This is a genomic window from Streptomyces sp. 1114.5, from assembly GCF_003635085.1.
Taxonomy (GTDB): Bacteria; Actinomycetota; Actinomycetes; order Streptomycetales; family Streptomycetaceae; genus Kitasatospora.
Genome location: NZ_RBXE01000001.1, coordinates 5,173,426 through 5,195,027 on the forward strand (window position 1 = coordinate 5,173,426; position 21,602 = coordinate 5,195,027).

At 75.7% G+C, this 21,602-nt stretch carries 15 protein-coding genes and 1 pseudogene; 13 read left to right on the forward strand and 3 right to left on the reverse strand.

Going from position 1 to position 21,602, the window contains the following annotated elements; all coding sequences use genetic code 11:
- Positions 1-34: 34 nt before the first annotated feature.
- The 12 genes and pseudogenes from BX285_RS22890 (at position 35) to BX285_RS38585 (ending at position 15,113) form a co-directional block, all read left to right on the forward strand.
- Positions 35-580, forward strand: coding sequence for a hypothetical protein (locus tag BX285_RS22890; RefSeq protein WP_097239698.1), 546 nt, complete (start codon positions 35-37; stop codon positions 578-580).
- Positions 581-703: 123 nt separating this feature from the next.
- The gene (locus BX285_RS22895; protein ID WP_121176935.1) at positions 704-1,633 is read left to right on the forward strand and encodes a squalene/phytoene synthase family protein; all 930 of its coding nucleotides are present in this window, start codon (positions 704-706) and stop codon (positions 1,631-1,633) included.
- A 229-nt stretch (positions 1,634-1,862) separates the two neighbouring features.
- Complete coding sequence (locus tag BX285_RS37480) at positions 1,863-2,030, forward strand: SflA family class IV lanthipeptide (protein ID WP_179853008.1); 168 nt, start codon at positions 1,863-1,865, stop codon at positions 2,028-2,030.
- 92 nt (positions 2,031-2,122) lie between these two features.
- The gene (gene lanL, locus BX285_RS22900) at positions 2,123-4,738 is read left to right on the forward strand and encodes a class IV lanthionine synthetase LanL (RefSeq protein WP_220783933.1); all 2,616 of its coding nucleotides are present in this window, start codon (positions 2,123-2,125) and stop codon (positions 4,736-4,738) included.
- A 384-nt stretch (positions 4,739-5,122) separates the two neighbouring features.
- The gene (locus BX285_RS22905; RefSeq protein WP_257032971.1) at positions 5,123-5,314 is read left to right on the forward strand and encodes a thiazolylpeptide-type bacteriocin; all 192 of its coding nucleotides are present in this window, start codon (positions 5,123-5,125) and stop codon (positions 5,312-5,314) included.
- A gap of 82 nt (positions 5,315-5,396) precedes the next feature.
- Positions 5,397-5,594, forward strand: a complete 198-nt coding sequence (locus BX285_RS22910; protein ID WP_257032972.1) for a thiazolylpeptide-type bacteriocin — start codon at positions 5,397-5,399, stop codon at positions 5,592-5,594.
- Between the two features lie 165 nt (positions 5,595-5,759).
- Positions 5,760-8,573 (forward strand): lantibiotic dehydratase, encoded by a 2,814-nt coding sequence (locus tag BX285_RS22915; protein WP_121176941.1) that lies wholly within the window; start codon positions 5,760-5,762, stop codon positions 8,571-8,573.
- On the forward strand, positions 8,566-9,729 hold the full coding sequence (locus BX285_RS22920; RefSeq protein WP_121176943.1) for a lantibiotic dehydratase C-terminal domain-containing protein: 1,164 nt from the start codon (positions 8,566-8,568) through the stop codon (positions 9,727-9,729). The genes BX285_RS22915 and BX285_RS22920 overlap by 8 nt, the downstream gene beginning before the upstream one ends.
- On the forward strand, positions 9,726-11,453 hold the full coding sequence (locus BX285_RS22925) for a hypothetical protein (RefSeq protein ID WP_121176946.1): 1,728 nt from the start codon (positions 9,726-9,728) through the stop codon (positions 11,451-11,453). The genes BX285_RS22920 and BX285_RS22925 overlap by 4 nt, the downstream gene beginning before the upstream one ends.
- Positions 11,450-13,354 carry a TOMM precursor leader peptide-binding protein gene (locus BX285_RS22930; protein WP_121176948.1) on the forward strand — a complete coding sequence of 635 codons (1,905 nt, stop codon included), beginning with the start codon at positions 11,450-11,452 and terminating at the stop codon, positions 13,352-13,354. The genes BX285_RS22925 and BX285_RS22930 overlap by 4 nt, the downstream gene beginning before the upstream one ends.
- An 8-nt stretch (positions 13,355-13,362) precedes the next feature.
- Positions 13,363-13,524 (forward strand): annotated as a pseudogene (locus BX285_RS38580) (hypothetical protein); the annotation flags it as partial.
- 176 nt (positions 13,525-13,700) lie between these two features.
- The gene (locus BX285_RS38585; protein WP_259470645.1) at positions 13,701-15,113 is read left to right on the forward strand and encodes a thiopeptide-type bacteriocin biosynthesis protein; all 1,413 of its coding nucleotides are present in this window, start codon (positions 13,701-13,703) and stop codon (positions 15,111-15,113) included.
- 7 nt (positions 15,114-15,120) lie between these two features.
- On the opposite strand, the gene BX285_RS22940 is transcribed toward BX285_RS38585, so the two are convergent.
- The 3 genes from BX285_RS22940 to BX285_RS39290 form a co-directional block, all read right to left on the reverse strand.
- Entirely contained in the window at positions 15,121-15,864 is a 744-nt protein-coding gene (locus BX285_RS22940) for an SOS response-associated peptidase (protein ID WP_121176951.1), read from the reverse strand.
- A gap of 209 nt (positions 15,865-16,073) precedes the next feature.
- Complete coding sequence (locus BX285_RS22945; RefSeq protein ID WP_121176954.1) at positions 16,074-18,128, reverse strand: alpha-galactosidase; 2,055 nt, start codon at positions 18,126-18,128, stop codon at positions 16,074-16,076.
- Positions 18,129-18,291: 163 nt separating this feature from the next.
- Positions 18,292-20,709, reverse strand: coding sequence for an RICIN domain-containing protein (locus BX285_RS39290; RefSeq protein ID WP_183107146.1), 2,418 nt, complete (start codon positions 20,707-20,709; stop codon positions 18,292-18,294).
- A 295-nt stretch (positions 20,710-21,004) separates the two neighbouring features.
- Between BX285_RS39290 and BX285_RS22955 the strand changes: the two genes are divergently transcribed.
- Positions 21,005-21,529 carry a hypothetical protein gene (locus BX285_RS22955; RefSeq protein WP_147465214.1) on the forward strand — a complete coding sequence of 175 codons (525 nt, stop codon included), beginning with the start codon at positions 21,005-21,007 and terminating at the stop codon, positions 21,527-21,529.
- Positions 21,530-21,602: the final 73 nt, after the last annotated feature.

Genomic DNA, 21,602 nt, shown 5'->3' on the forward strand with positions numbered 1-21,602 from the left:
GCAGTGCGGACGTACGGACAACAGGAGACACGTGGTGGCGGTCGACGGGGGCAACATGGCCCAGGCTGTGATCGATACGGCGTACAACGAGCGCAAACGCCTGCACACCGGCCGCAGCCGGACCACCGCCGTGGTCGTCCTCGGCCTGCTGGCCGCGGTCGGCCTCTTCCTGGCGCTGGTGGTCGGGAAGTCGGACCCGAACTCCGCGCCGACCTGTGACGGCCAGACCATGACCCGGAACAGCGAGTGCCGGATCTGGTCCAACCACGGCGGTGGTGGCACCTACTCCTATGACGAGATGATCGACCGTCGAGAGTCCTCGAACGGGACCTGGCGGTTCGTCGGCTTCGGCGGTGCCGGCCTCGCCCTCGTCCTGATGGCGGTCTCGTACACCAAGCTGAACCCGAACCGCCCCTGGGGCACGCCGGTCGGCGCCGCCTGCCCGCGCTGCCGGGAGATGAACCTGCGGGAGAAGCACACCGTCCACAGCGTCACCAAGGGCCGCACCACCTACCGCTACAGCGGCATCGTCACCCTCTGCACGCCGGCCTGCGGGTTCTCCACGATCCGCCAGCGCTGACCGTCCCCGCTCGGGGCTGACCTTCCCGCTCGGAGTGCCCCCGGCGGCGGGGGGCTCAAGCGGAGCGTCCGGCTCCCACCGACTACGCTCGACACCAATCGAACAGATGATTGGGTGAAGCGAGTGAGCAGGTGGGAGCGGGCGCTGGACGCGGCCGGCGTGCAGGACCCGACACTGCGGGCCGACTACGGCCGGCAACGGCAGCAGGTCACCCGCTACAAGCGCGAGGTCACGCTCGCCGCGGCCCTGCTGCTGCCCGACCGGACCGTCCCGCACGTGATCGCCGCGGCCGCCTTCATGCACCGCACCGACACCCTGCTCGACAGCGGCCCCCTCGCGCAGCGCCGGGCCGCCGCCACCCGCTGGCAGCGGCAGGTCACCGAGAGCCTGGCCGCCGACCGCACCGACGATCCCGAGCTGCGCCCCCTGCTGAACAGCGTCCACGCGCACCCCGTCCTGCGGGACCGGGTCCTGGACTTCCTCGCTGCGGCGGAGGCCGACCTCGACTTCACCGGCTTCGCCACCGAGCAGGACTACCAGGCCTACGTCGACGGCTACTCACTGCCCGGCTTCATGGTCGTCGCCGCACTGCTCGGCCCCGGCGGCGACCAGAGCGCCTACCGGGCCGGCTGCCGCACCTTCATCGACGCCAGCCAGCGGCTCGACTTCGTCAACGACCTCGCCGAGGACCTGGCGGCCGGCCGGCTGACCATCCCCGAGCAGACGCTCACTACGCACGGCCTCACCCGGGCCGACCTGGAACAGGCCCGCGACCTGCCCGCCGTACGGGCACTGCTCGGTGCGCAGCTCGACCTGGTCGACCGCACCCTCGCCGAGGCCGGGGCCGTCGTCGACCTGGTACCCGCCGTCCACCGGCCGATGGTGCGGTGCATGGTCGGCGTGGACGAACTCACCAGCGCCGCCGCCCGCGCCGACCTGGGCGCCCTGCTCCGCCGCTCGGCGAGCCCGTCCAAGCCCGCCGCCCTGCGGCTGCTCGGCCGCGAGTACCTGCGGGCACGCCGACTGCGGGAGCGCCGTCTGCGGGGCGTCTGACAATTCGCGCGCCCGGCGGGATCGTCGGACACGCCCGGAGGGGCCGGTGGTGATGGCGGGGTCCGGCGGTATGTGAGGGCGTGCGGAGAAGGCGTCCACAAACGGAACCACCCTCCTGTCGTAGACGGGTTCGAAGATCCGTCAGAGTCCTGTCGCGGGCCGGTCGGGCCTGGCAGCATGAGCGGCCAACCGCAGGACCCAACGACCGGAATCACTGGGAGGAAACCCCATGAGCGCACTGGTAGCCGACATCCGCGACGCCGGACTGCTGGACATCGACGAGGACACGATCGTGTTCGAGGACGAGTTCGACGCGGACCTCGCGCCCGTCGCCTGTCTCGCCGACCCGTGGGTCACCTACGTCCCGACCCGCTTCCCCTGCGAGTTCAACGCCTGATCAGCCCGATCGGCCGGATCGTCCGGGATCGGCCTGATCCAGGACGGCTCGTAGGCAGGAAGACGTAGGAAGCGGACCCGGGGGAGGGCCCCTTGAGCACACGACCCGACCCCGGCTCCGCCGAGGCACTTCGACGCCGCGTCGAGGCGCTGACCGCCGCAGAGCCCGGCCCGCCCCGGCCACTGCGCACCGACGGGCAGTGGTGGTACCACCAGGACCCGCGGATGCCGGCCCTGGCGCACGGCTGGAAACTGCACGTGTCCACCCGACCCGGCGACCTGGCCGGGCTGCTGGACGTCGTGGTCCCGATCCTGCTGCGCCGCACCTGCGACTTCAAGTTCGCGCGCAGCGCCGCGGTGCTGCAGGAGCTCAACAGCGGCCGGCACGGCGCCGCCGCCGTGGGAAAGGCCGTCACGGTCTACCCGAGGCCGGACGAACTCCGCGCACTGGGCCTGGAGTTGGCACAGGCACTGACCGGATGGGCCGGCCCCGGCGTTTTGAGCGACCGCCGGATCCGACCGGAGGCCCCGGTGCACTACCGCTACGGGCCGTTCCGGGTGACGGAGGACGAGGCCGAGCGGGGAATGACCGGCCCCGACGGCACGGTCTTCCCGGGCCTGGCCGAGGCCCGCTACCGCCAACCCCCGTGGGCGGACGACCCGTTCACGGCGCACGGCGCCGCCGTCCGAACCGCTACCACCCGGGTCGGCGACGGGCGCTACCGGATCACCGCCGGCATCACCCGCGCGCCGAGCGGCCACGTCTACCGCGCGGTCGAGCTCGCCACCGGGCGCGAGGTGGTGGTCAAACAGGCCCGGGCCTTCGTCGCCGAGGACGGCACCGGCACCGACGCGCGCGGTCGGCTGCGGCACGAACGCCGGGTGCTCGCCGCGCTGGCCGGCGTCCCCGGAGTGCCGCCGCTGGTCGACTACTTCCGGCACGGCAGCGAGGAGTACCTGGTCAGCGGCGCCTGCGGGCATCGCGACCTGCGACGGACCGTGCTGACCTCCGGACCGTACCCGGCGGTCGGAGCTGCGGCTGCGGAGGGGCAGGACGGGTGGGAGCTGGCGCGCGGGCTGCTGCGGATCCTGGACGCGGTGCACGCGCGCGGCGTGGTGGTGTGCGATCTCAAGCCCGCGAACGTCGTGCTCGACCAGGACGGCCGCGCCGCGCTGGTCGACTTCGGGGTGAGCGCGCTGGCGGGCGAGCGCCCGCCCGGGGCCACCGCCGGCTACGGCCTGCCGGACGCCGGCGGCGAGGACCCCACCGAGGACTACTACGCGCTCGGGACCACCCTGCACTACGCCCTCACCGGCCTCGACCCCGTGGTGATCGACCCGGACCCGGCGACCGGCCGCGACCGGACCCTGGCCTGCCTGCGCGCCGCCCTCCCGGCGGCCGGACAGCGGATGGCGGACCTGGTCGAGGGGCTGCTGAGCTTCGACCCGGCGGAGCGCCGCGCCGCGGCCGCCCGCCTGCGGGGCGGTGGTCCGCTCCCGGACCGGGGCCGGGGGCCGCATACGGACCGGGACCCGGTGGAGCGCCCGGTGGAGCGCCCGGGCCTCGTGCGGAGCCGACCGGTGCGGCCGGCCCGGGCCCCGCTGGACGCGGCCCTCGACCACACCGTCACCACCTGCGTACGGATGGCCCGCGAACTGGTCGCGGCCGGCCCGGGCGCGGAACGGCCGCGCACCCGGCTCTCGCTCTACGACGGCGGAGCCGGCCTCGGCCTCGAACTCCTCCAGCACCCGGACCGCCCCGACGCCCGGGCCGCCGCCGCCGACCTGGCCCGCTGGACCGCGACCCACCCGGCCCTCGACCGGCTGGACGGCTCGCTCTACCAGGGCCGTACGGGCGTCGAGCTGTTCCTCGCCGAGGCGGCGGCCGTCCTCGGAACGGCGGCGGTGCCCGAACACCGCCTTCCGGAGGCGCCGCCCGGCACCGGCGAGGGCGCCGACCAGATCGCCGGCGCCGCCGGGATCGGCACCGGGCACCTGCTGCTCGCGGCCCTCGCCCCGGCGGTCGGCCCGGCCGGCGACCGGCACCGCGCGGCAGCCGCCGCCTGCGCCGTACGGCTGACCACCGGGCCGGTGGACGGCCCCGAGGACCCGCCCAACCCCGGCACGGCCGCACTCGCGGAGGGCTTCGCCCACGGCCGCGCGGGCGTCGCCCACTTCCTGCTCGCCATGCCCGACGAGGCGTCACAGCGCACCGCCCGCCGGATCGTCGACGGCCTCGCCGCCGACCTGCCCCGGATCGTGGACGCCGCCCGCCGCCCCGGCGCGACCCGCCGCTACCTCGCCTGGTGCCGGGGGCTGGCCGGACTCGGCAGCCTGCTGGTCCAGGCCGGTCTGCGCTACGACGACGAGCACCTGATCGCCCTCGCCGTCGAGGCGGCCGACACCTGCCGCACGCTCGCACCGAGGACCGCCCAGGTCTTCCGCTGCTGCGGCCTGGCGGGCGTCGGGGACCTGCTGGTCGACCTCGCGACCGCCACCGGCGACGAGCGCCACTGGACGGCCGCCGAGGACCTGGCGGCCCTGCTGCTCACCCGAGCCGGCGGCCCGCCGGACCGACCGGTCCTCCCGGGCCGGCAGCCGGACGTCGAGGCACGCGCGTGGGCGGTCGGAACACCCGGCGTCACCACCTTCCTCCGCCGCCTCTCGCGACGCGGGGGACCGGTGCCGGGGCTGCTGCCGCTGCGCTGAGGAGCCTCCGCCGAACCCGGGTGCGGCCCGGCCGCACGCGGGAGCTGACGTGCCGTCAAATTCCGTATGCAGATGGAGTGTTCAACTGGGAAGGGCAACTGGTGACCGGGGTGAAATCAGGACGTCTGTGGCGGATCGCCCGCGTGTCGCTGGACGAACGACGGCGATTCGCCGCCGGAACGCGGACAATCGGCCAATGTCCGTCCGGCCCATGCCGCCGGCGGTTGCCCGCGGCCTAGAATCACCGGAGGGCGGCGCGACGCCGGGGTCCGAGTGACCCGCGTCAGGCGCGCCCACGGGGGAGCCCGGCACATCCCGCAACACCCGCTTCGCAGACGCGTCCCGGATCGTCCGGAACGCCTGTCACGTCAAAGGGAGTTCGCCATGTCCGACATGTCCCGTACCGCCGCCACGACCGGTCTCGACCTCCAGGACCTCGACCTCAGCGAGCTGACCGTCACCTCCCTGCGCGACACCGTCGCGCTTCCGGAGAACGGCGCCTCCTGGGGCTCCTGCTCCTGCCAGGCCTCGTCCTCCTGTGCGCAGCCGCAGGTGATGGTCGACACCATCGGCTGACGTCTCGTCAGGGAGCACGTACCGACACCGCGTCGGGCAAATCCTGTCCGGCAATTCCCGTCCGAGAACTCGGGAGACCACCGTGTCCGACCACGCCCAGAGCGAGCTCGCGCTCGATGCGATCCTCGCCCTTGACGGCCTCGACCTGGGTGAGCTGACCGTCACCGCGCTGCGCGACACCGTCGCGCTGCCGGAGACCGGTGCCTCCGGCGCCCCCAGCTCGTCCTCCTGCGGATCGTCGTCCTGCGCGACGCCGTACCCGCCGGTGTACCCCTACTGAAGTAGGCGGTGACGTGCCGGAATCGACGTACCGGCACTGACGCACCAGCACCGATGACCCGGCGCGTCCGCGCGGACGCGCCGGGTCATCCCGTCCATCAGCAAGCCAGCAAGTCAGCAAGCAAGCCAGCCCGCCAGGTCCCAGGCCCCGTCGGAGGGAACGACCATGCCGAACCGTGCCCTGCCGCGAGTCCTGTACCCGGACCCGTCCCCGATCAGGGCTCGGGAAGAGCCGACGTCCGAGCCCGGGCCGGTTGCGGCCGAGCCCGGGCCGGCAGCGTCCACCGCGCGCCACGCGCTCGTGCGCGCCACCGTGGTCGCCCGGCCCGCGCAGTCCGCCGCCTCGGCGACGGTCCGGAGCCTGCTGGCCGAACTCGGTGCCGTCGAGGCCGCGGACACGGCCCTGCGGCCCGCCCTCTGCGACGACCTCTACGCCAGCCGCGCCGGGCACGACGAGGAGTTCCACCGCCGGGTCGTGCTCCCGCTCCGCCGCGACCTGCACAACGGGCGCCCGCCCCGCGCCGCGCTGCTCCACCGGCTCGCCGACCTGCCGCAGCGCGTCCCGAACCTCGCCGCCTGGCTGGAGCTGCGGCAGCGGCGCACCCGGGTGCTCGCCGCGCTCGCCGACACCCTCCCGCCCGCGCTCGCCGCCGAACGCGCCGCCCTGGCCGGCCTCTGCCGCGAACCCGCCTTCGCCCGTGCCGTCGCCCTCACCAGCGCCGACCTGCTGCGCGCGGTCGCCCGCGCGGCGCACGACACCGGTACGGCGGGGGAGCGGTCCGGCCGGGCCCGCAAGGAGGAGGCCGCCGTCCTGCGCCACGCCCTGCGGGCCACCGCCAAGACCAGCCCGCTCTCCTGGTTCACCTCGGTCGGCTGGCACCCGGCGGACTCGGCGGACCAACCGACGGACGAGCCGGCGGACGAGCCGGCGGGGGAGTCAGGGCCCCCGCGCGCGGTCGCCGTCGTCCGGGAGAACCGGACGCTGGTCGCCGCGCTCGTCCAGGCCCTGCTCGACGACCCCCGGCGCAGCCGTACCCTGCCGCACCGGATGGCCAGCGCCGCCCGCGTCGCCGACGGCCGCGCCCACTACGCGCGCAGCGAAGTGGTCTTCGCCGGCGGTCGCTACCTGGTCACCCGCGAGGAGGAGGTCGAGCTGGCGGCGCGGCCCGAACTGGCCCTGCTCGCCGAGCTCGCCGCCACCCCGGACACCCCGGACCGGCTCGCCGCCCGCCTCGCCACCGCCCTCGGCCGCCCGGACGACGACCCGGCGGTGCACCGCTTCGTCGGCCAACTACTCGCTGCCCGGCTTCTGGTGGCCGCCGACCCGGTCGACCCGCAGGACCGGCAGCCGCTGCGAAGCCTCGCCGCCTGGCTGCGCCAGTGGCCGGAGGACGCCCGCCTCGTCACCCTGATCGGCCGACTCGACACACTCACCCAGCAGTTGGCGGAGGAGCCGGGTGAACGCCGCCCCGCGCTGCTGGCCTCCCTCGCCGACACCTGGCGCCGGCTGCTGGCCGACGCGGGCCGGCCCGTCCCGGCCGACGCCGCACCGCTCACCGTCCTCAGCGAGGACGTCCACGCCGCCGCGCCGCCGCAACCCCGGCCGAGCGCGGCCGACCGCACCGCACTCGCCGAACTCACCGCACTGGCCGAGCTGTTCGACCACGGCCACCTGATGCGCCGGGCCGCCCGCGACCGCTTCGTCGCCCGCTACGGCATCGGCGGAGTGTGCGCCACCCCCTGGGAGTTCGGTGCCGAGATCGCCGACGCCTGGGCCGACACCGCCATGCCGGACGAACTCACCCTGCTGCGAACGGAGTTCTCCGCCCTGCCGGAGACCGGCGGGGAACTCGTGCTCCCCGCCGAGCGGGTCCGCGCCCTGGCCGCCAGGCTGCCCGACTGGACCGCCGCCCGCCCGCTCAGCTACGCCTGGTTCGTCCAACACGACGCTGCCGACGGCCTGTTGTGCGTCAACCACGTCTACGGCGGCTGGGGGCGCTTCACCAGCCGCTTCCTCGACGCCACCACACCGCAGGCCGCCGCCGACGTCGCCCGGCAGATCCGGCGCGGCCTGGGCGAAGGCGCCCGCGCCGCCCAGATCCGGCCGGTCGGCGGCTTCAACGCCAACCTCCACCCCCTGCTGCTCGCCGACGAGATCGGCCCCGACCGGCGCTGGACCAGCCTCGCCGAAGCCGACCTCGACCTCGTCCACGACCTCGCCACCGACCAGCTCCGCTTCCGGCTGCGCGACACCGGCGAGCTGCTGGACGTCCTCTACCTGGGCTTCCTCGCCCCGCTGATGCTGCCCCAGCGGCTGGCCCCGCTGCTCGCCGACCACCCCAACGGCGTGGTCGACTTCCGGCCCGTCCTGCCCCGCACCGCCGTCACCGCACCCGGTGGCACCGTCACCCGCACCCCGCGCCTGCGCCACCGCCACGTCGTCCTCGCCCGCCGCCGCTGGCACCTGCCGGCCGGCGTCCTCGACGCCCTGCGCGCCGACCTCGCCGCCGACCCCGGGCCCGAGGGAGTCCCGGCGGCCGCAGCCGCGCGCTGGCGCGCCCTGCTCGGCCTCCCCGAACAGCTCTTCCTCCACCCGGTGCCGGGCGCCACCACCACGGGCACACCGGCCGACGCCTTCGTGGCCCACCTGCGCGCCCCCAAGCCCCAACCCGTCGACCTCGGCAACCCGTTGCACCTGCACCACCTCGCCAAGTGGCTCACCCGGTACCCGAACGGTGTCCTGCTGGAGGAGGCGCTGCCGGCCGTCGCGGGGGCGGCGGTGCCGGTGCGGGCGGTCGAGTCGGTGGTGGAGACGTACCGCCCCGGCCGCTCCCGTCCTGCTCCTGCCCGTTCCGCGGCTGCCGGTTCCGCTTCTGCCGGTTCCGAGGCCGCCCGTTCCGCTCTCGCCCGTTCCACTCTCGCCCGTTCCACTCTCGCCCGTTCCGCCGCTGCACCCTCCGAGGAGACGCCCGATGAGTGACCCGGCCGACGGCCCGGAGGCCGTGACCGCCTGCGATGTGGTCCTGACGTACTACCAGCCGGTCAAGGCCCGCGCGCTGCGCGAAGCCGTGCTGCCGCAGGCCCGCCGGGCGGCGGCCGAGGGGCTGGAGGCGCACGTGGAGCGGCACTGGCGGTACGGGCCGCACCTGCGGCTGCGGCTGCGCGGCCCCTCCGCGCGGGTGGCTGTCGCGGCCGAGCAGGCCGCCGAGCAGTTCCGGGCCTGGGTGGCGGAGCACCCGTCCGTCGCGGACCGGACCGACGAACAGCTGCTGGCCGAGGCCGCCGTCGCCGGGCGGGTCGAGCTGATCGCGCCGCCGTACGGGCCGCTGGTACCGGACAACACCGTCCGGGTGGAGCCCGTGGACCCGGCCGCCGAACAGTCCCTGCGGGCCCTGCTCGGGGCCGAATCCGCCGATCTGCGCGACGAGTTGCTGCGCCTGGGGCTCCCGGCTCTCGGCTCGGGGTGCGACTTCCTCGGCGCACACGGCGACGCCCCCGAGGCGCGGGTGCAGCTGGTGGTGGCGGTGCTCGCCGCGCACGCCACCGCGCACCCCGAAGGGCTGGTCGGCGGGCACTACTCGATGGTCTCCCACCTGGAGGACTTCCTGGTCCACGAGGACCCGGACGGCCGTCTGCGGGCGGCCTTCGAGCAGCGCTGGGAGCGGGTCGGCGACACGGTCACGGCCCTGGTGGCCCGGATCACCGACGGCGGCGCGCAGGGCTGGGAACGGGACTGGGCGCACTGGTCGGCGACGGCCTGGGGCCTGGCCGAGCGACGGCTGGCAGCCGGGGCCGACCTGAGCGGCAGCCGGGACGAGTACCGGGAACGCGCGGCCGCCCTCGGCGACCGGACCACCGCCGAGCGCTGGAACGCCGAACTGCGCACCCGTTACAGCGAGTTCCACCAGCTGCTGCACCGCTCCGACCCGGACGGCACGATGTGGACCCGCCCGGACTACCTGATCTACCGGGCCTGCACCAACGGCCTCTACCGGCTGCTCGCGATCTGCGACATCCGACCGGTGGAGCGCTACCTGGCCGCCCACCTGGTGGTCCGCAGCGTGCCCGCGCTCACCGGGCACCGGTGGCAGGACCGGGTGGACGAGGTCATCGCCGTGGTGGAGGGCGCCGCGTGACCGCTGCCGAGCCGGCCGCGGAGGCGGAGGCGGAGGCGGAGGTCGGATCCGGTGCTGTACGGCCGCACCTGCGCCCCGGGGTGGCGGCGACCCCGCTGCGGGACGGGCTGCACCTGCGCGGGCGCGGCACCAGCCTGACCCTGGAGGGCAGCCGGGCGCTCCCCGCGCTGTGGAAGCTGCTCGCCGCCCGGCTCGCCCCGAGCACCACCCATGGCCCCGATTCCGCGACGCTGCCCGTCACCGAGCCGAAGGTGGCGGCGGCCCTGGCCACCGTCACCGCCCGGCTGCGCGAGCACGACCTGATCGTGGACCACCCGGACGGCGACCGGCTGCCGCCCTGGCCCGGCTCGGTGGCGCAGGCGCCCGGCGACACGGCGGCGGCCCTCGCGGCCGTCCGCCTGGTGGTGGCGGCCGCCGACCCGGACGGCCCGTTGGCCGCCGCGGTGGCCCGAGCCCTCGCCCGAGGCGGCACGGCCGCACCGGTGGTGGTCGCCGACCCCGCGCTGCCCGCCGGGCGGGTGGTCGCCTCGGCCGGAGAGCCGCCGGTCGCGGCGGCGGTCGCGGTCGCGGTGCAGTGCGGTGCGGACGGCGGGTTCGTCACCGAGCCCGCCGACCCGGCCCGGACCCGCGAGGACGCCGCCGCCTTGGCGGCCCGGCTGGGCAGCGCCTCCGGGGCCGGGCCGGGCGCCCTCCCCGCCCTGCTCGCCGCCGCAGCCGCCCAGCGGCTGCTCTGCGCCCTCGGAGGCCTGCCGGACCCGGGCGATCCGGCCGACGACCCGCGGCTGCTCGCCGGCCGCCCCGCCGTCCTGATCGCCGAGGCACGCCCGCCGCGCGCCGAGCACCACCCGTGGGCCGCCGGCCCCGGCGGCGCCGACCAGCCGCCCGAGGACCTTGCCGAGGCGCTGCGCCGGGTGACGGCGCTCGGCGATCCCCGGCTGGGCGTCCTCGACGCACCCGCCCCCGGCGCCCTGCCGCAGCTGCCCGCCGCCCTGGTCTCGTGCGGCACGCCGTCGGGCCTGCTGGTCGCGGGCGCGGTCCGGACGGACCTGGCCCGGCTGGCCGCCGCCTGCCGCTCCGCCGAACTCCACCTGGCCGCCGCGGACGGGGGAGCCGCGGCTGGGGGAGCCGAGGTGACGGTCGGCGCCGACCGGGACCACGCCCTCGGTCGGGCCCTGCGCCGGGCGGTCCTCACCCAGGCGGCGCCGCGAGGACGGGCCGTGGCCGAGGCGGCCTGGCAGGAGCACCCGCAGGCCGCGCACTGGTGCGGCGTCCTGGCCCGGCAGCTCGGCCGCCCACCGGAACTGACGATCAGTCAATTCGACGTCACAGCAGTGTTCATGGCCTCCGTCGAGGGGGCCCGCGCGGTCGAGGCCACCCCCGCCGACGCGGTCGCCCACGCCGCCCTGGTCGCCCTCACCCGGCTGCTGGCCCGCGACCACGGCCTCGCCGCCACCCACCACACCGCCCTCGACGGCTCGGCCGCCCCCCTCGCCGCGGCCGGCCGCCACCCGGCCGCCTGGACGGACGAGGGCTCGACGGACCGCTGGCTCGCCGGTATCGCCGAGCGCGAAGCGGACCTGCGCGCCGCCCTGGGCCGGCTGACCGGCCTGCGCACCACCCCCTGGCGGCCCACCGCCGTCGCCACCGCTGCCGCCCGTCAGCTCGCCAACGCCCTGGACGGCTGCGGCTTCACGGCCCTCGTCACCACCGGAGGCCGCCGATGAGTGCGCTCCCCGTCCTCACCCCGGACCAGGCCCTCGCCACCACCACCGGCACCGCCGTCGTCCACCTCACCGAGTGGACCCTCGGCCTGGCCGCCCGGCTCAGCCGCCACGCCCTGGCCCACCCGGTCCGGCTGGTGCCGGTGCGCGAGGACGGCGCCCTGACCCTGGTCGGCCCCGTCCTGCACCCCGGCACGCCCGCCTGCCTCGCCTGCACCGAGTACCAGCGGCTCGCCACCGCCGGCGGCCGGGTGCCCTGGCAGAGCCCGGAGCTGGCGCTCGCCGGCACCGGCACCCCGGCCTTCGAGGAGGCGGTCGCCGCCCTCGCAGCCGAACTGGCGGAAGCTGCAACGGACTCGGCCGCGGCCGAACCCGTACCCGCCCCGTCCGGAGCCGTCGTCCACGTCGTGAACGGTGCCCGCGCCACCTGGTCCACCCACCGGGTCCGTCCCGTCGGCGGCTGCCCGGTCTGCCACCCGCTGCCCGCCGACACGCCCGAAGCGGCCCGGCTGCCCGCCACCCCCCGCCCGCTGCCCGACCCGGCCGTCCTGCGCGGCCCCAACGACCGTACGGAAGCAGCGCAGTTGAGGGCCGAGCTGTACGACGAGCGGTTCGGCCCGGTCCGCCGGCTGTTCCGCACCGAGGACTCGGCCTTCGCCCTCACCTCCGCCTGGGTGACCGACGGCCGTGCGCTCGACGACGGCGGGTACGGGCGGGCCGCGGACTTCCGCTCCAGCGAGCGGGTGGCACTGTTCGAGGCCGTGGAGCGCTTCGCCGGGATGCGCCCGCTCGGGCGCCGCACCGTCCTGCGGGCCTCCTACGCCGCGCTGGAACGCGCCTCGGGCCCCGGCGCGGTCCTCGACCCCGCCCGGCTCGGCCTGCCCGACCCCGCCCACCACGGGCACCCCGCCGCCGCCACCGTCCCGTACACCCCGGACCTGGAACTCGACTGGGTCCACGGCTGGTCGCTCACCCACCGCCGCCCGGTCGCCGTCCCCGAACACGTCGCCTACTGGGACGTGCCGGACCGCGACCACCCCCGGGTGGTCTACGAGTCCTCCAACGGCTGCGGGCTCGGCAACAGCCCCCAGGAGGCCGCGCTCTACGGTCTGTTCGAGGTCGCCGAGCGCGACGCCTTCCTGATGGCCTGGTACGCGCGCACCCCGCTGCCCGGCCTCACCGTCCCCACCGAGGACCCGCAGGTCGCCGAACTCGCCGAGCGCGCCCGCCTGTTCGGCTACCGGCTCACCCTGCTCGATGCCACCAACGACCTCGGCATCCCCGCCGTGATCGCCCTCTGCCGCCACCGCGGCGGCCACCCCGACGCCCCCCGCACCCTCCTCGCCGCCGGCGCCCACCACGACCCCCTGACGGCGATCCGCTCCGCCGTCGCCGAGGTGGTCACCAACGTCCAGGAAGCCCCGCACCGCTCCACCGCCCCCGGCGGCCCGCGCGACCCGCAGCGCCTGCGGCCGATGCTGGAACAACCCGACCTGGTCGTCAGCCTGGAGGACCACGTCGGCCTCAACGCCCTGCCCGAGGCGCAGGGCCGGCTGGACTTCCTCTTCGCCGGCCCGCCCCCGGTGCCCTGGCAGCAGCGCCTGCCCGGCACCCCCGCCCCCGTCACCGACCTGACCGAGCTGCTGGAGCACACGGTCGCCCGGCTCGCCGGCGAAGGCCTGGAGGTCCTGGTCGTCACCCAGGACGAACCCGGCGTCCGCGACCGGCTCGGCCTGCACTGCGCCAAGGTCGTCGTCCCCGGCACCCTGCCGATGACCTTCGGCCACGTCAACCGCCGCACCCGCGGCCTGCCGCGCCTGCTGGAGGTCCCGCACCGGCTCGGCCGCACCCGGCAGCCCCTGCGCCACGACGAACTACCGCTGCACCCGCACCCGTTCCCCTGAAGGGCATGATGACGACCCACCAGCTGCCGACCGCCCCCGCCGTGCCGACCGCCCGCTGGCACAGCCTGCACCTCGCGCTGCCGCTGCCCGGCCAGGAGACGGACGCCTTCCTCACCGCCGACCTCGCCCCGCTGATGGACGGACTCGCGGACACCGACTGGTTCTTCATCCGCTACGGCGAAGGCGGCCCCCACCTGCGGATCCGCTACCGAAGCCCGGGCCGTCCACCAGGCGCCGCCGGACCCGCTCCCGCTCCCGCCCGCCTCGCCGCCGACCTCACCCGCCTCGCCACCCGCCGCACCCCCTCGACGGCCCCCGGACACCCGGCCACGGCGAGGTCACCGAGGTGCCGTACGACCCCGAGACCGAACGCTACGGCGGCCCGGCCCTGCTGCCGATCGCCGAGGAGGTCTTCACCCACTCCACCCGCACCGCCGTCAGCGCCCTGCACGCCCTCGGCGCGGCCCCCGACAGCCGCCTGCCGCTCGCCCTCGACCTCGCCCACACCACCGCGCACGCCCTCGGCCTCGACGAACTCGCCGCCTCGCGCTGGCTGCGCCGCCACGCCGCCTCCTGGCGCTGGGTCACCGAGTACCGGCCGCTGCCCGGCGCCGCCGTCCACACCCGGGTCAACACGGTGTTCGCCCGCCAACGGCAGGCCCTGGCCGGGCGCGCCCACACCCTGCGCGCGGCCCTCGACGCGGGCACGGCCGCGCCCTGGCTCGGCGACTGGGCCGCCCGCGTCACCGAGGCCGCCGCCCGGATGCGGGCCGCCGCACCCGCCGACTCCGCCGAACGGCTCGGCTGGGTCTGGGCCTCCCAGCTGCACATGCTGTTCAACCGGCTCGGCGTCGGCCCCGACGAGGAACGGGCGGTCTGCCGCCTCGCCGCCCGCACCCTGCTGGAGACCGACCGGCCGTTCACCTTCTTCCCCACCGACCACCACGCCCCGGACCACCAGTACCTGGAGCGCAGCAAGTTCCAGATCGGCCGCACCGAGGACAGCACGCTGCGCGACCTCCCGCCCGCCCCCACCCCGCAGCCCCGGCCCGGCGACCTCCCGCTGCCCGCCGACCCCCTGCCCGCCGTCACCCTCGCCGACGCGCTGCACACCCGCCGCTCCACCCGCGGCCCACTGACCGGCCCGCTCACCGCCGGCGCCCTCGGCGGCCTGCTCTGGTCCGCCTTCGCCGAGAACCCCGGCACCGGCCACCGCCCGTACCCCAGCGCGGGCGCCCTGCACACCGTCCGGATCCGCGCGGTCGCCCTCGCCGTGGACGGCCTGCCCGCCGCCACCTACCAGTGCCTGCCCGAACACCGCAGCCTGCGCCCGATCGGCCCGCCGCCCGCCCTCGACGACCTCAAGGCCCTCTCCTCCTACCTCTCCCGCCCGGCCGTCGACCCGAACGCCATCGACATCACCGAGGCCCCCGCCGTCCTCGCCGTCTACCTCGACCTCGGTCACCTCCGCCGCCGCTACGGCCTGCGCGCCCTGCGCCTCGGCCTCCTCGAAGCCGGCCACCTCGCCCAGAACCTCCTCCTCACCGCCGCCGCCTTCGGCCTCGGCACCACCCCCTCGGCGGCCTCCAGGACGACCTGGCCCACGAACTCCTCGGCCTGGACGACCTGGAGGAACCGATCCAGTACCTCCTCCCGCTGGGGCGACCGGTGCCGCGGCCGGCGTGAGTCGGCCACACCGACCGGTGGTGACCCGCCCGCCGCGGTCGTGCTGTGCGGACGGTGCGTCAGCGGAGGGTGAAGGGCGGTCAGTCCGCCAGGCCCAGGGGGTCGGGGGCGTCGGCGAGGAGGTCGGGGCCGTTGTTGCGGACGCTGTTGACGGTCGGGGGGACGGCGCGGACGCGGATCCTGCCGTCGGCGGGGCGGCGCAGCAGGTGGTGGAGTTCGACGGGATCGGTGTGGGCGGGGGAGAGCCAGGCGGGGAGGTCGTCGGGGGCGATGGTGAGGGGCATGCGGTCGTGGATGCGGCCGGCGCTGTCGGTGGCGTCGGTGGTGATGACGGTGGCGGTGGCGAGCCAGGCGAGCGGGTCGTCGTCGGGGCGGGTGCGGTCGCGCCAGAACTCGTAGAGGCCGGCCATCAGCATCACGCCGCCGGTGCTGAGGAAGTACGGCTGCTTGTACTTCTTGCGGTCGGCGGTGGCGGGGACCTCGCGCCACTCGTAGTAGCCGTCGGCGGGGATGACGCAGCGGCGGGCGGTGAAGGCCTTGCGGAAGGCGGGCTTGGTGTCGACGGTCTCCGAGCGGGCGTTGATCATGCGGGCGCCGCCGGACGGGTCCTTGGACCAGGACGGGACCAGACCCCAGCGGAGCGGGCGCAGTTGGCGCAGCAGCTCGCCGGTCTCCCGGTCGACGCGCTCCAGGACGGCCGGGACGGGGTCGGTCGGGGCGACGTTCCAGCTCGGTGCGAAGGTCTCGGCTGGATCCCAGCGGAGCTCTCCGAGCAGGGAGACGAGGTCCTGGGGCGTGGTGGTGGAGACGAAGCGGCCGCACATGCCCCCAAGCCTGCCACTCCTTCCGGACATCCGGGGCCGAAAGCGGGCGGTCAGCGCGGCGCGTGGGCGCGAGGGTCGTGGGCGTTCGGTGCGTGGCCGTGCGGTGCGTGGCCGTGCGGGGCGTGCCCTCCCGGGGTGTGGCCTCCCGGGGTGTCCGGATCCGACGGTTCGGGAGGCCGGCGGGCGGCAGCGCCCCGCAGCGGCTCGGGTCAGGAGCCGGGCGTCCAGCTCTGCCCGGCGGGCGGGTCGGTGGTGACGGGCGTGCCGGGGGCGGTGGAGGCGGCGCCGAGAGCGAGGCCGGTGGCGACGTTGGTGACGGTGAGGGTGCCGGTGGCCCGGTCCTGCGCCACCTTCCACTCCTGCCACGGGTTCCCCGGGGCGAGGTCGAGCAGGTAGGCGCTGTTGCCGGCGGAGGCCCCGGCGGAGAGCACGGTGTGGTGCTGGGTGGCGGTGTCGCAGCCGTCGGTGATCCGGACGGTGCCGTCGGGGTTGGTGGTGAAGGTCCACTGCTGCGCCGCGTCCCCGCCGCGCGGTGCTTCCAGGTCCGTGATCGAGGCGATCGGCGCGGCGCAGGAGCCGGAGAGGCTCAGCGCCAGGCCGCCCGTGGTGCTCAGCGTGTGGTACCGGTCGTCGTCGACGACGGAGGCCCCGCCGGCCGGCTGCGCGGCGAGCCGGTACAGGGCCGCGCCGTGCGGGGGCAGCGAGGCGGCGAGCGGCCCGTCGACGGTCGAACTGGCCCCCGTCCACAGCTCCTTGGCCCGGTAACCGGTGCCGGGGAGCCCGAGTTCGGCGAGGCCGGTGCCCACCGTGCGGGCGGCGGACGGGTCCTGGTTGAGCAGCAGGACGGCGGTGGAGCCGTCGGCGAGCTGCCGCTTGAGCACGACCGGTGCGTGCCCGTCGGCGGGCCGCTCGCCGACCAGGGTGGCGGGCCTGGCCAGGGTGTCCTGGTCGACGGCGATCACCTCCCGGTTGGTGAGGATGGCCAGGCTCGCGGCGTTGATCCCGGTGGACCAGGTGGAGCCGTCGGCGCTGTGCCGGGACTGCGCCGCGGTGCGCAGGTCGGCGCCGGAGATCAGTGGCGCGGCGAGCATGGCGAGGACGGAGGTCTCGGTGCGGGACTCGTCGTCGGTGTAGGGCTTGTGGCAGGGGCAGGTGTCGGTGGTGCCGTACAGGCCGTAGACGTCCTGCCAGCCGGTGAAGGACATGTCGAGGTCGTTCCAGCTGCCCGGGCGGACGTTGCCCGGGTACTGCAGCGCGGTCTGCAACTGCCCGTTCCAGAGCACGCCGTCGAGTTCGCTGTCCCGGTCGCCGCCGATCCGGCACAGGTTCGCGACCTGGCCGCACCACACGCCGGTCGGTGCGTAGCCGGGTGCCTGGAAGGGGGCCGTCCCGGCGGCCTGGACGACCGGATCGGTGCGGGCCGGGTCGTCGGCGGCGAGCAGTGGGGGGACGCCGGTGTGGACGGGCTGGGCGGAGACGCTGAGGGTGACCCTGGGGCGGCCCTGCGCGGCGGAGGCGGCGTCGAGGGCGCGCTGGAAGGTCTGCACCCGGGCGTAGACGGAGCGGGTCAGCTCCCTGCCCTCGCCCTGGGTGCCGTAGTCGTGGCCGTCCGGGCCGGTGATCGGCGGGCCGTACGGGCAGTCGTCGTACTTGACGAAGTCGACGCCCCAGGCGACGAAGTCGGCCGCGTCGGTGCTCTCGTGGCCGAGGCTGCCGGGATGCATCTGGCAGGTCAGGTAGGTGTCGGTGGCGTAGAGGCCGAACTTCATGCCCCTGCTGTGGGCGTACTGGGCGAGGTAGGCGATCCCGTTGACGGTACGGCCGTTGACGTCCCGGTCGGGGAAGTGGTCGGGGCGCGGGATCAGGTGGCCGGAGGTGGGGTCGTTACCGGTGCCGTCACTGCCGCCGACCGGGTGCCCGGCGGTGTCGTAGAGCTGCAGGCCGCCGTCGGCGTTGCGGACCAGGTCGGTGCTCTGGCCGTCGCGGTGCCAGAGCGACCAGCCGTCGTCGATGGTGACGGTGTCGTAGCCGGCCGCGACCAGCCCGTTGGCGGCCATGAAGTCGATGGTCTGGACGACCTGTTCCTGGGTGACCTCGGTGCCCAGGGAGTTCCAGGAGTTCCAACCCATCGGCGGGGTGAGGGCGTTGCCGTTGCCGAGCGCGTGGGCGGGGGCGGCGGTGCCGAGTCCGGCGGCGGTGAGGCCGGCGGTGGCGAGGGCGAGTGAGAGCAGGGATGCCGCCAGGCGGCGGGGAGTTCGGCGCATGAACGCGCTCCTGTCGGGGTGTGGGGGCGTTGCCTTCTACTGATCTGACGATTCGTCGGATCGATCGAGGGGGAGCCGCGGCCGGCCGGGTGGGGCCGGCCGGCCGCGGGTGGTGCGGTGTGGGGGTCAGCGGTGGGATGGCGGCGTGCGGCGGAGCCGGGGCTCAGTCGGTGACGGCCGCGGTCGCGGCGTGGCCGGGGGCGAGGGGCACGGTGGCGTAGGTGTACGTGACGCCGTCGACGGTCCTGGTGCGGGTCTCGCGCGACTTGCCGTCGACGGTGAGGTGCGCGTGCTCCCCGCGGAAGCGGGCCTCCCAGGTGAGCGTCCTCGTCCCGGTGTTGGTGACGGTGCTGGCCCGCCCGCCGTCGTGGCGGACGGTCACCGTGCCGCCGCCGACCGGGATGTCCGCCGCCTGGAGCCAGCCCATCGAGGCGGGCAGCCGGGAGTCGGTGACGAGGGTGCCGGCGGCGGCGTCCGGGTCGACGCCGAGCAGGCCCTGGACGGTCTGGGAGAGCAGGGTGAACGGCACCTCGGGGTAGTCGCCGTTCAGCATCTGCCCGCTCGCGTGCTGCGCGCCGACGCTCTCGTAGACGTACCGCATCCACTTCCAGGCGGTGGTGCCGTCGTGGTTGGCGAAGAAGGCGTCCGGCAGGTAGGTGTAGGCCTCCAGGTTGGCCGAGCGCTCCGGGCCGGAGTCGGCGGCGTCGACGGCGGCGAGGAAGCCGTCCCGGCGCGGCCCGGGGTCGAGCAGCTGCTTGACCGGCATCAGCACGCTCGCCTCGTAGCCCCAGCCGGTGATCGGCCTGCCCGTGGTGTCGTAGCCGTGCACCACCTCGCCGGGCTGCCGACGGTCCACGCTCCAGGTGGAGTTCACGTACGAGCGCAGCGCCTCGGCGGACTTGCGGTAGCCGGTGGCGGAGGCGGTGTCGCCGCGGGCCTCGGCGAGTCCGGCTGCGGCGAGGTAGGCCTGGTACTGGGCGCCGAGCGCGTCGCCGGCCTCGGCGTAGGTGCTGGTGGCGTTCTCGGCGTAGCTGGCGGTGCCGGCGAAGATGCTGCGGCTGGTGGCCTGCGGGATCGGCACGCCGCCGTTGTCCAGCGGGCCGGGGTGGCGGGTGACGAACGGGCCGAGGGTGTTGCGGACGTAGGCGCCGAGGGCCGGGTCGTCGGCGTAGTCGCGGTCGCCGGTCCACCGGTAGGCCTCGCCGGCCTTCTGGACGAGTTCGAAGGGTGCGGGCAGCTCGCGGACGAACCGGTTCGGGCCCCGGTAGTCGATGGCGCCGTACGTCCGGGCGTCGAAGTCGAGCGCCCAGACCGGGTAGAGCCCGTTGGCCTCGGTGGCGGAGGCGGCGAAACCGCGCAGCATGGTCTTGTTCTCGGCGTCCAGGCCGAGCAGGTGGGCACCGACCAGCTGGTGGGCGAAGTCGCGGCTGTAGAAGGCGGATCGGAAGGGGTAGCCGGCCCAGTAGGTGGTGGCGTAGGTGATGGTGCCGGTGCCGCCGGGGTGGTTCTCGTCCATGTCCAGGACGCCGGTGGCGCCGGCCTGCTGCACCCAGCTGTTGGCCTTGGTCTTCGCCCAGTCGAAGAGGGCGACGACCTCGGGGTCGGAGGAGCTGACGACCGGGTCGGCGGGGGCGGAGGGGGCGACGGCGGCGTCGTCCACGTTGACCCAGCCGGCGGGCGCGGAGCCGATGGTGAGGGTGAGCCGGTCCCCGGGGGCGACGCGGATCCGGGGGAGGGTGTACTTCGCGTAGACGGGCTGGTCGGGGAGGGTGAGGGTGCGCACCACGGTGTCGTTGACGCTGACCGAGAAGGTGCCGCCGGGGCCGCCCGTCGCGATCCAGGCGGAGAGGTCGTGGCTGCCCGCGGTGACGGCGGTCGTGCGCAGGCTCACCGCGTAGCCGGCGCCGGCGTCGAGGTAGGCGAGACGGGTGCCGCCGTGCGGGTTGTTGGTGGCGGTGCCGGTGTGCTCGGTGAAGGTCCAGCCGTCGGCGCCCTGTTCCAAGCCGGGGTTGGGGAGGACGAGGGGTTCGGTGCGGGTGAGCGTCCAGCGGTGGGCCGGGCGGGCGTCGCAGCGGTGGTGCGCGGCACCCTGAGCGGTGCCCTGCGTGGTGTTCCCCGGGGCGCTCAGGCAGGCGTCGATGCCTCGGGCCGTGAGGGTGTAAGTGCCCTGCGGGGCGGGCGAGACGGTGAAGCGCTCGGCGTCGGGGGACGTGCCGCAGTCGGCGGTGGCGGGGCGGCGGCCGGGCCCGTCGAGGGTGAGGCAGCGGCCGTCGGCGGCGTTGACGAGGAGGTAGTCGCCGCCGGTGCGGCGCAGCTGCCAGCGCCGGCTGAGCAGCCGCCCGCAGTCCGCGCCGACCACCGGGGTGCCGGCGGCGGCGCCGTCGTACTGCGGGCCGAGGCAGCTGCCGTCCAGGGCGGAGCCGAGGAGGTAGCTGCCGCCGTCCACGAGCGGTGCCCCGTCGGCCGTCCGGTCCGCCCCGGCGGCGAGCGCCGGGCCGGTGCCGAGGGCCTGGGCGGCGAGGACGGCCAGCAGCAGGAGACCGGACGGTAAGGCGCGGGAGCGGGCGGCGCGGGACGGCATGGCGGGGTCCTCTTCCGGTCGGGTGAGCTGGGGTGGACGGGCGGCGCTCTGCTGTGCTGTTTGAACGTTCAAATCGATGGGACGTGCGTCGCATGTGATGGGTGACATTTCACCTGTCTGTTCAAGTCCCGTCAACGGTCGGCGCAGAGCTATCTGTCCGCAGTCGGGGAGCGGAGCTTCGTCACGGGGCCGTCACAGCTGTGCGGCGGCGCTTGTCCGGGGCGAGCCGGGACCGCGAGGGTGGAACCGCGAGGGCGGGAGCACACGCGGACGACGGCGAAACGGGGGACGCACGGTGACGACGGTACGGCTGGCGCCCGTACGGCGCGTGGGGAACGCCGTCGGGGGCGGCTGCCTGGTGGCGCTGGGGGCCGTGATCGTCCTGAGCGAGACCGGCGCCACCGGCGTGACGGCGACCCTGCTGATCAGCGCCGCGATCGTCGCCGCAGTGGCCCTCGTCGTGCCCCGCACCTTCCGACTCCGGGAGGAGGAGCAAGGCCTCGTCATGGTCCGTCTGCTCGTTGCCAAGCGCCACCCCTGGCAGCAGATCCAGGGGCTGTCCATGGAGTTCGACGAGGACTCGGAGAACGGCGCCCACTCGGTCCGGATCCGGCTGCGCCTGGCCGACCGTCCGGGCCGGAACTGCGGCCCCCTCCTCGCCGAACTCCCCGTCACCGACGACGATTCGCCACGCGGCTTCGAACCCCGCGCCCTCGCCGAGCTGTTCGCCCTCTTCGGACGCCACGGCCTGCCCGTCGACCGCCCGGAGTTCGCGAACGCCGTGCTCTCCGCCCATGGCCTGCCGCTGCTCCCGAACTGACCCCGCGGCGGAAGTCCCGCGCCGCACTGGCCCCCGAAGGCGCTGCGCCGCACTGCCGAACGCCCCGTCCCCG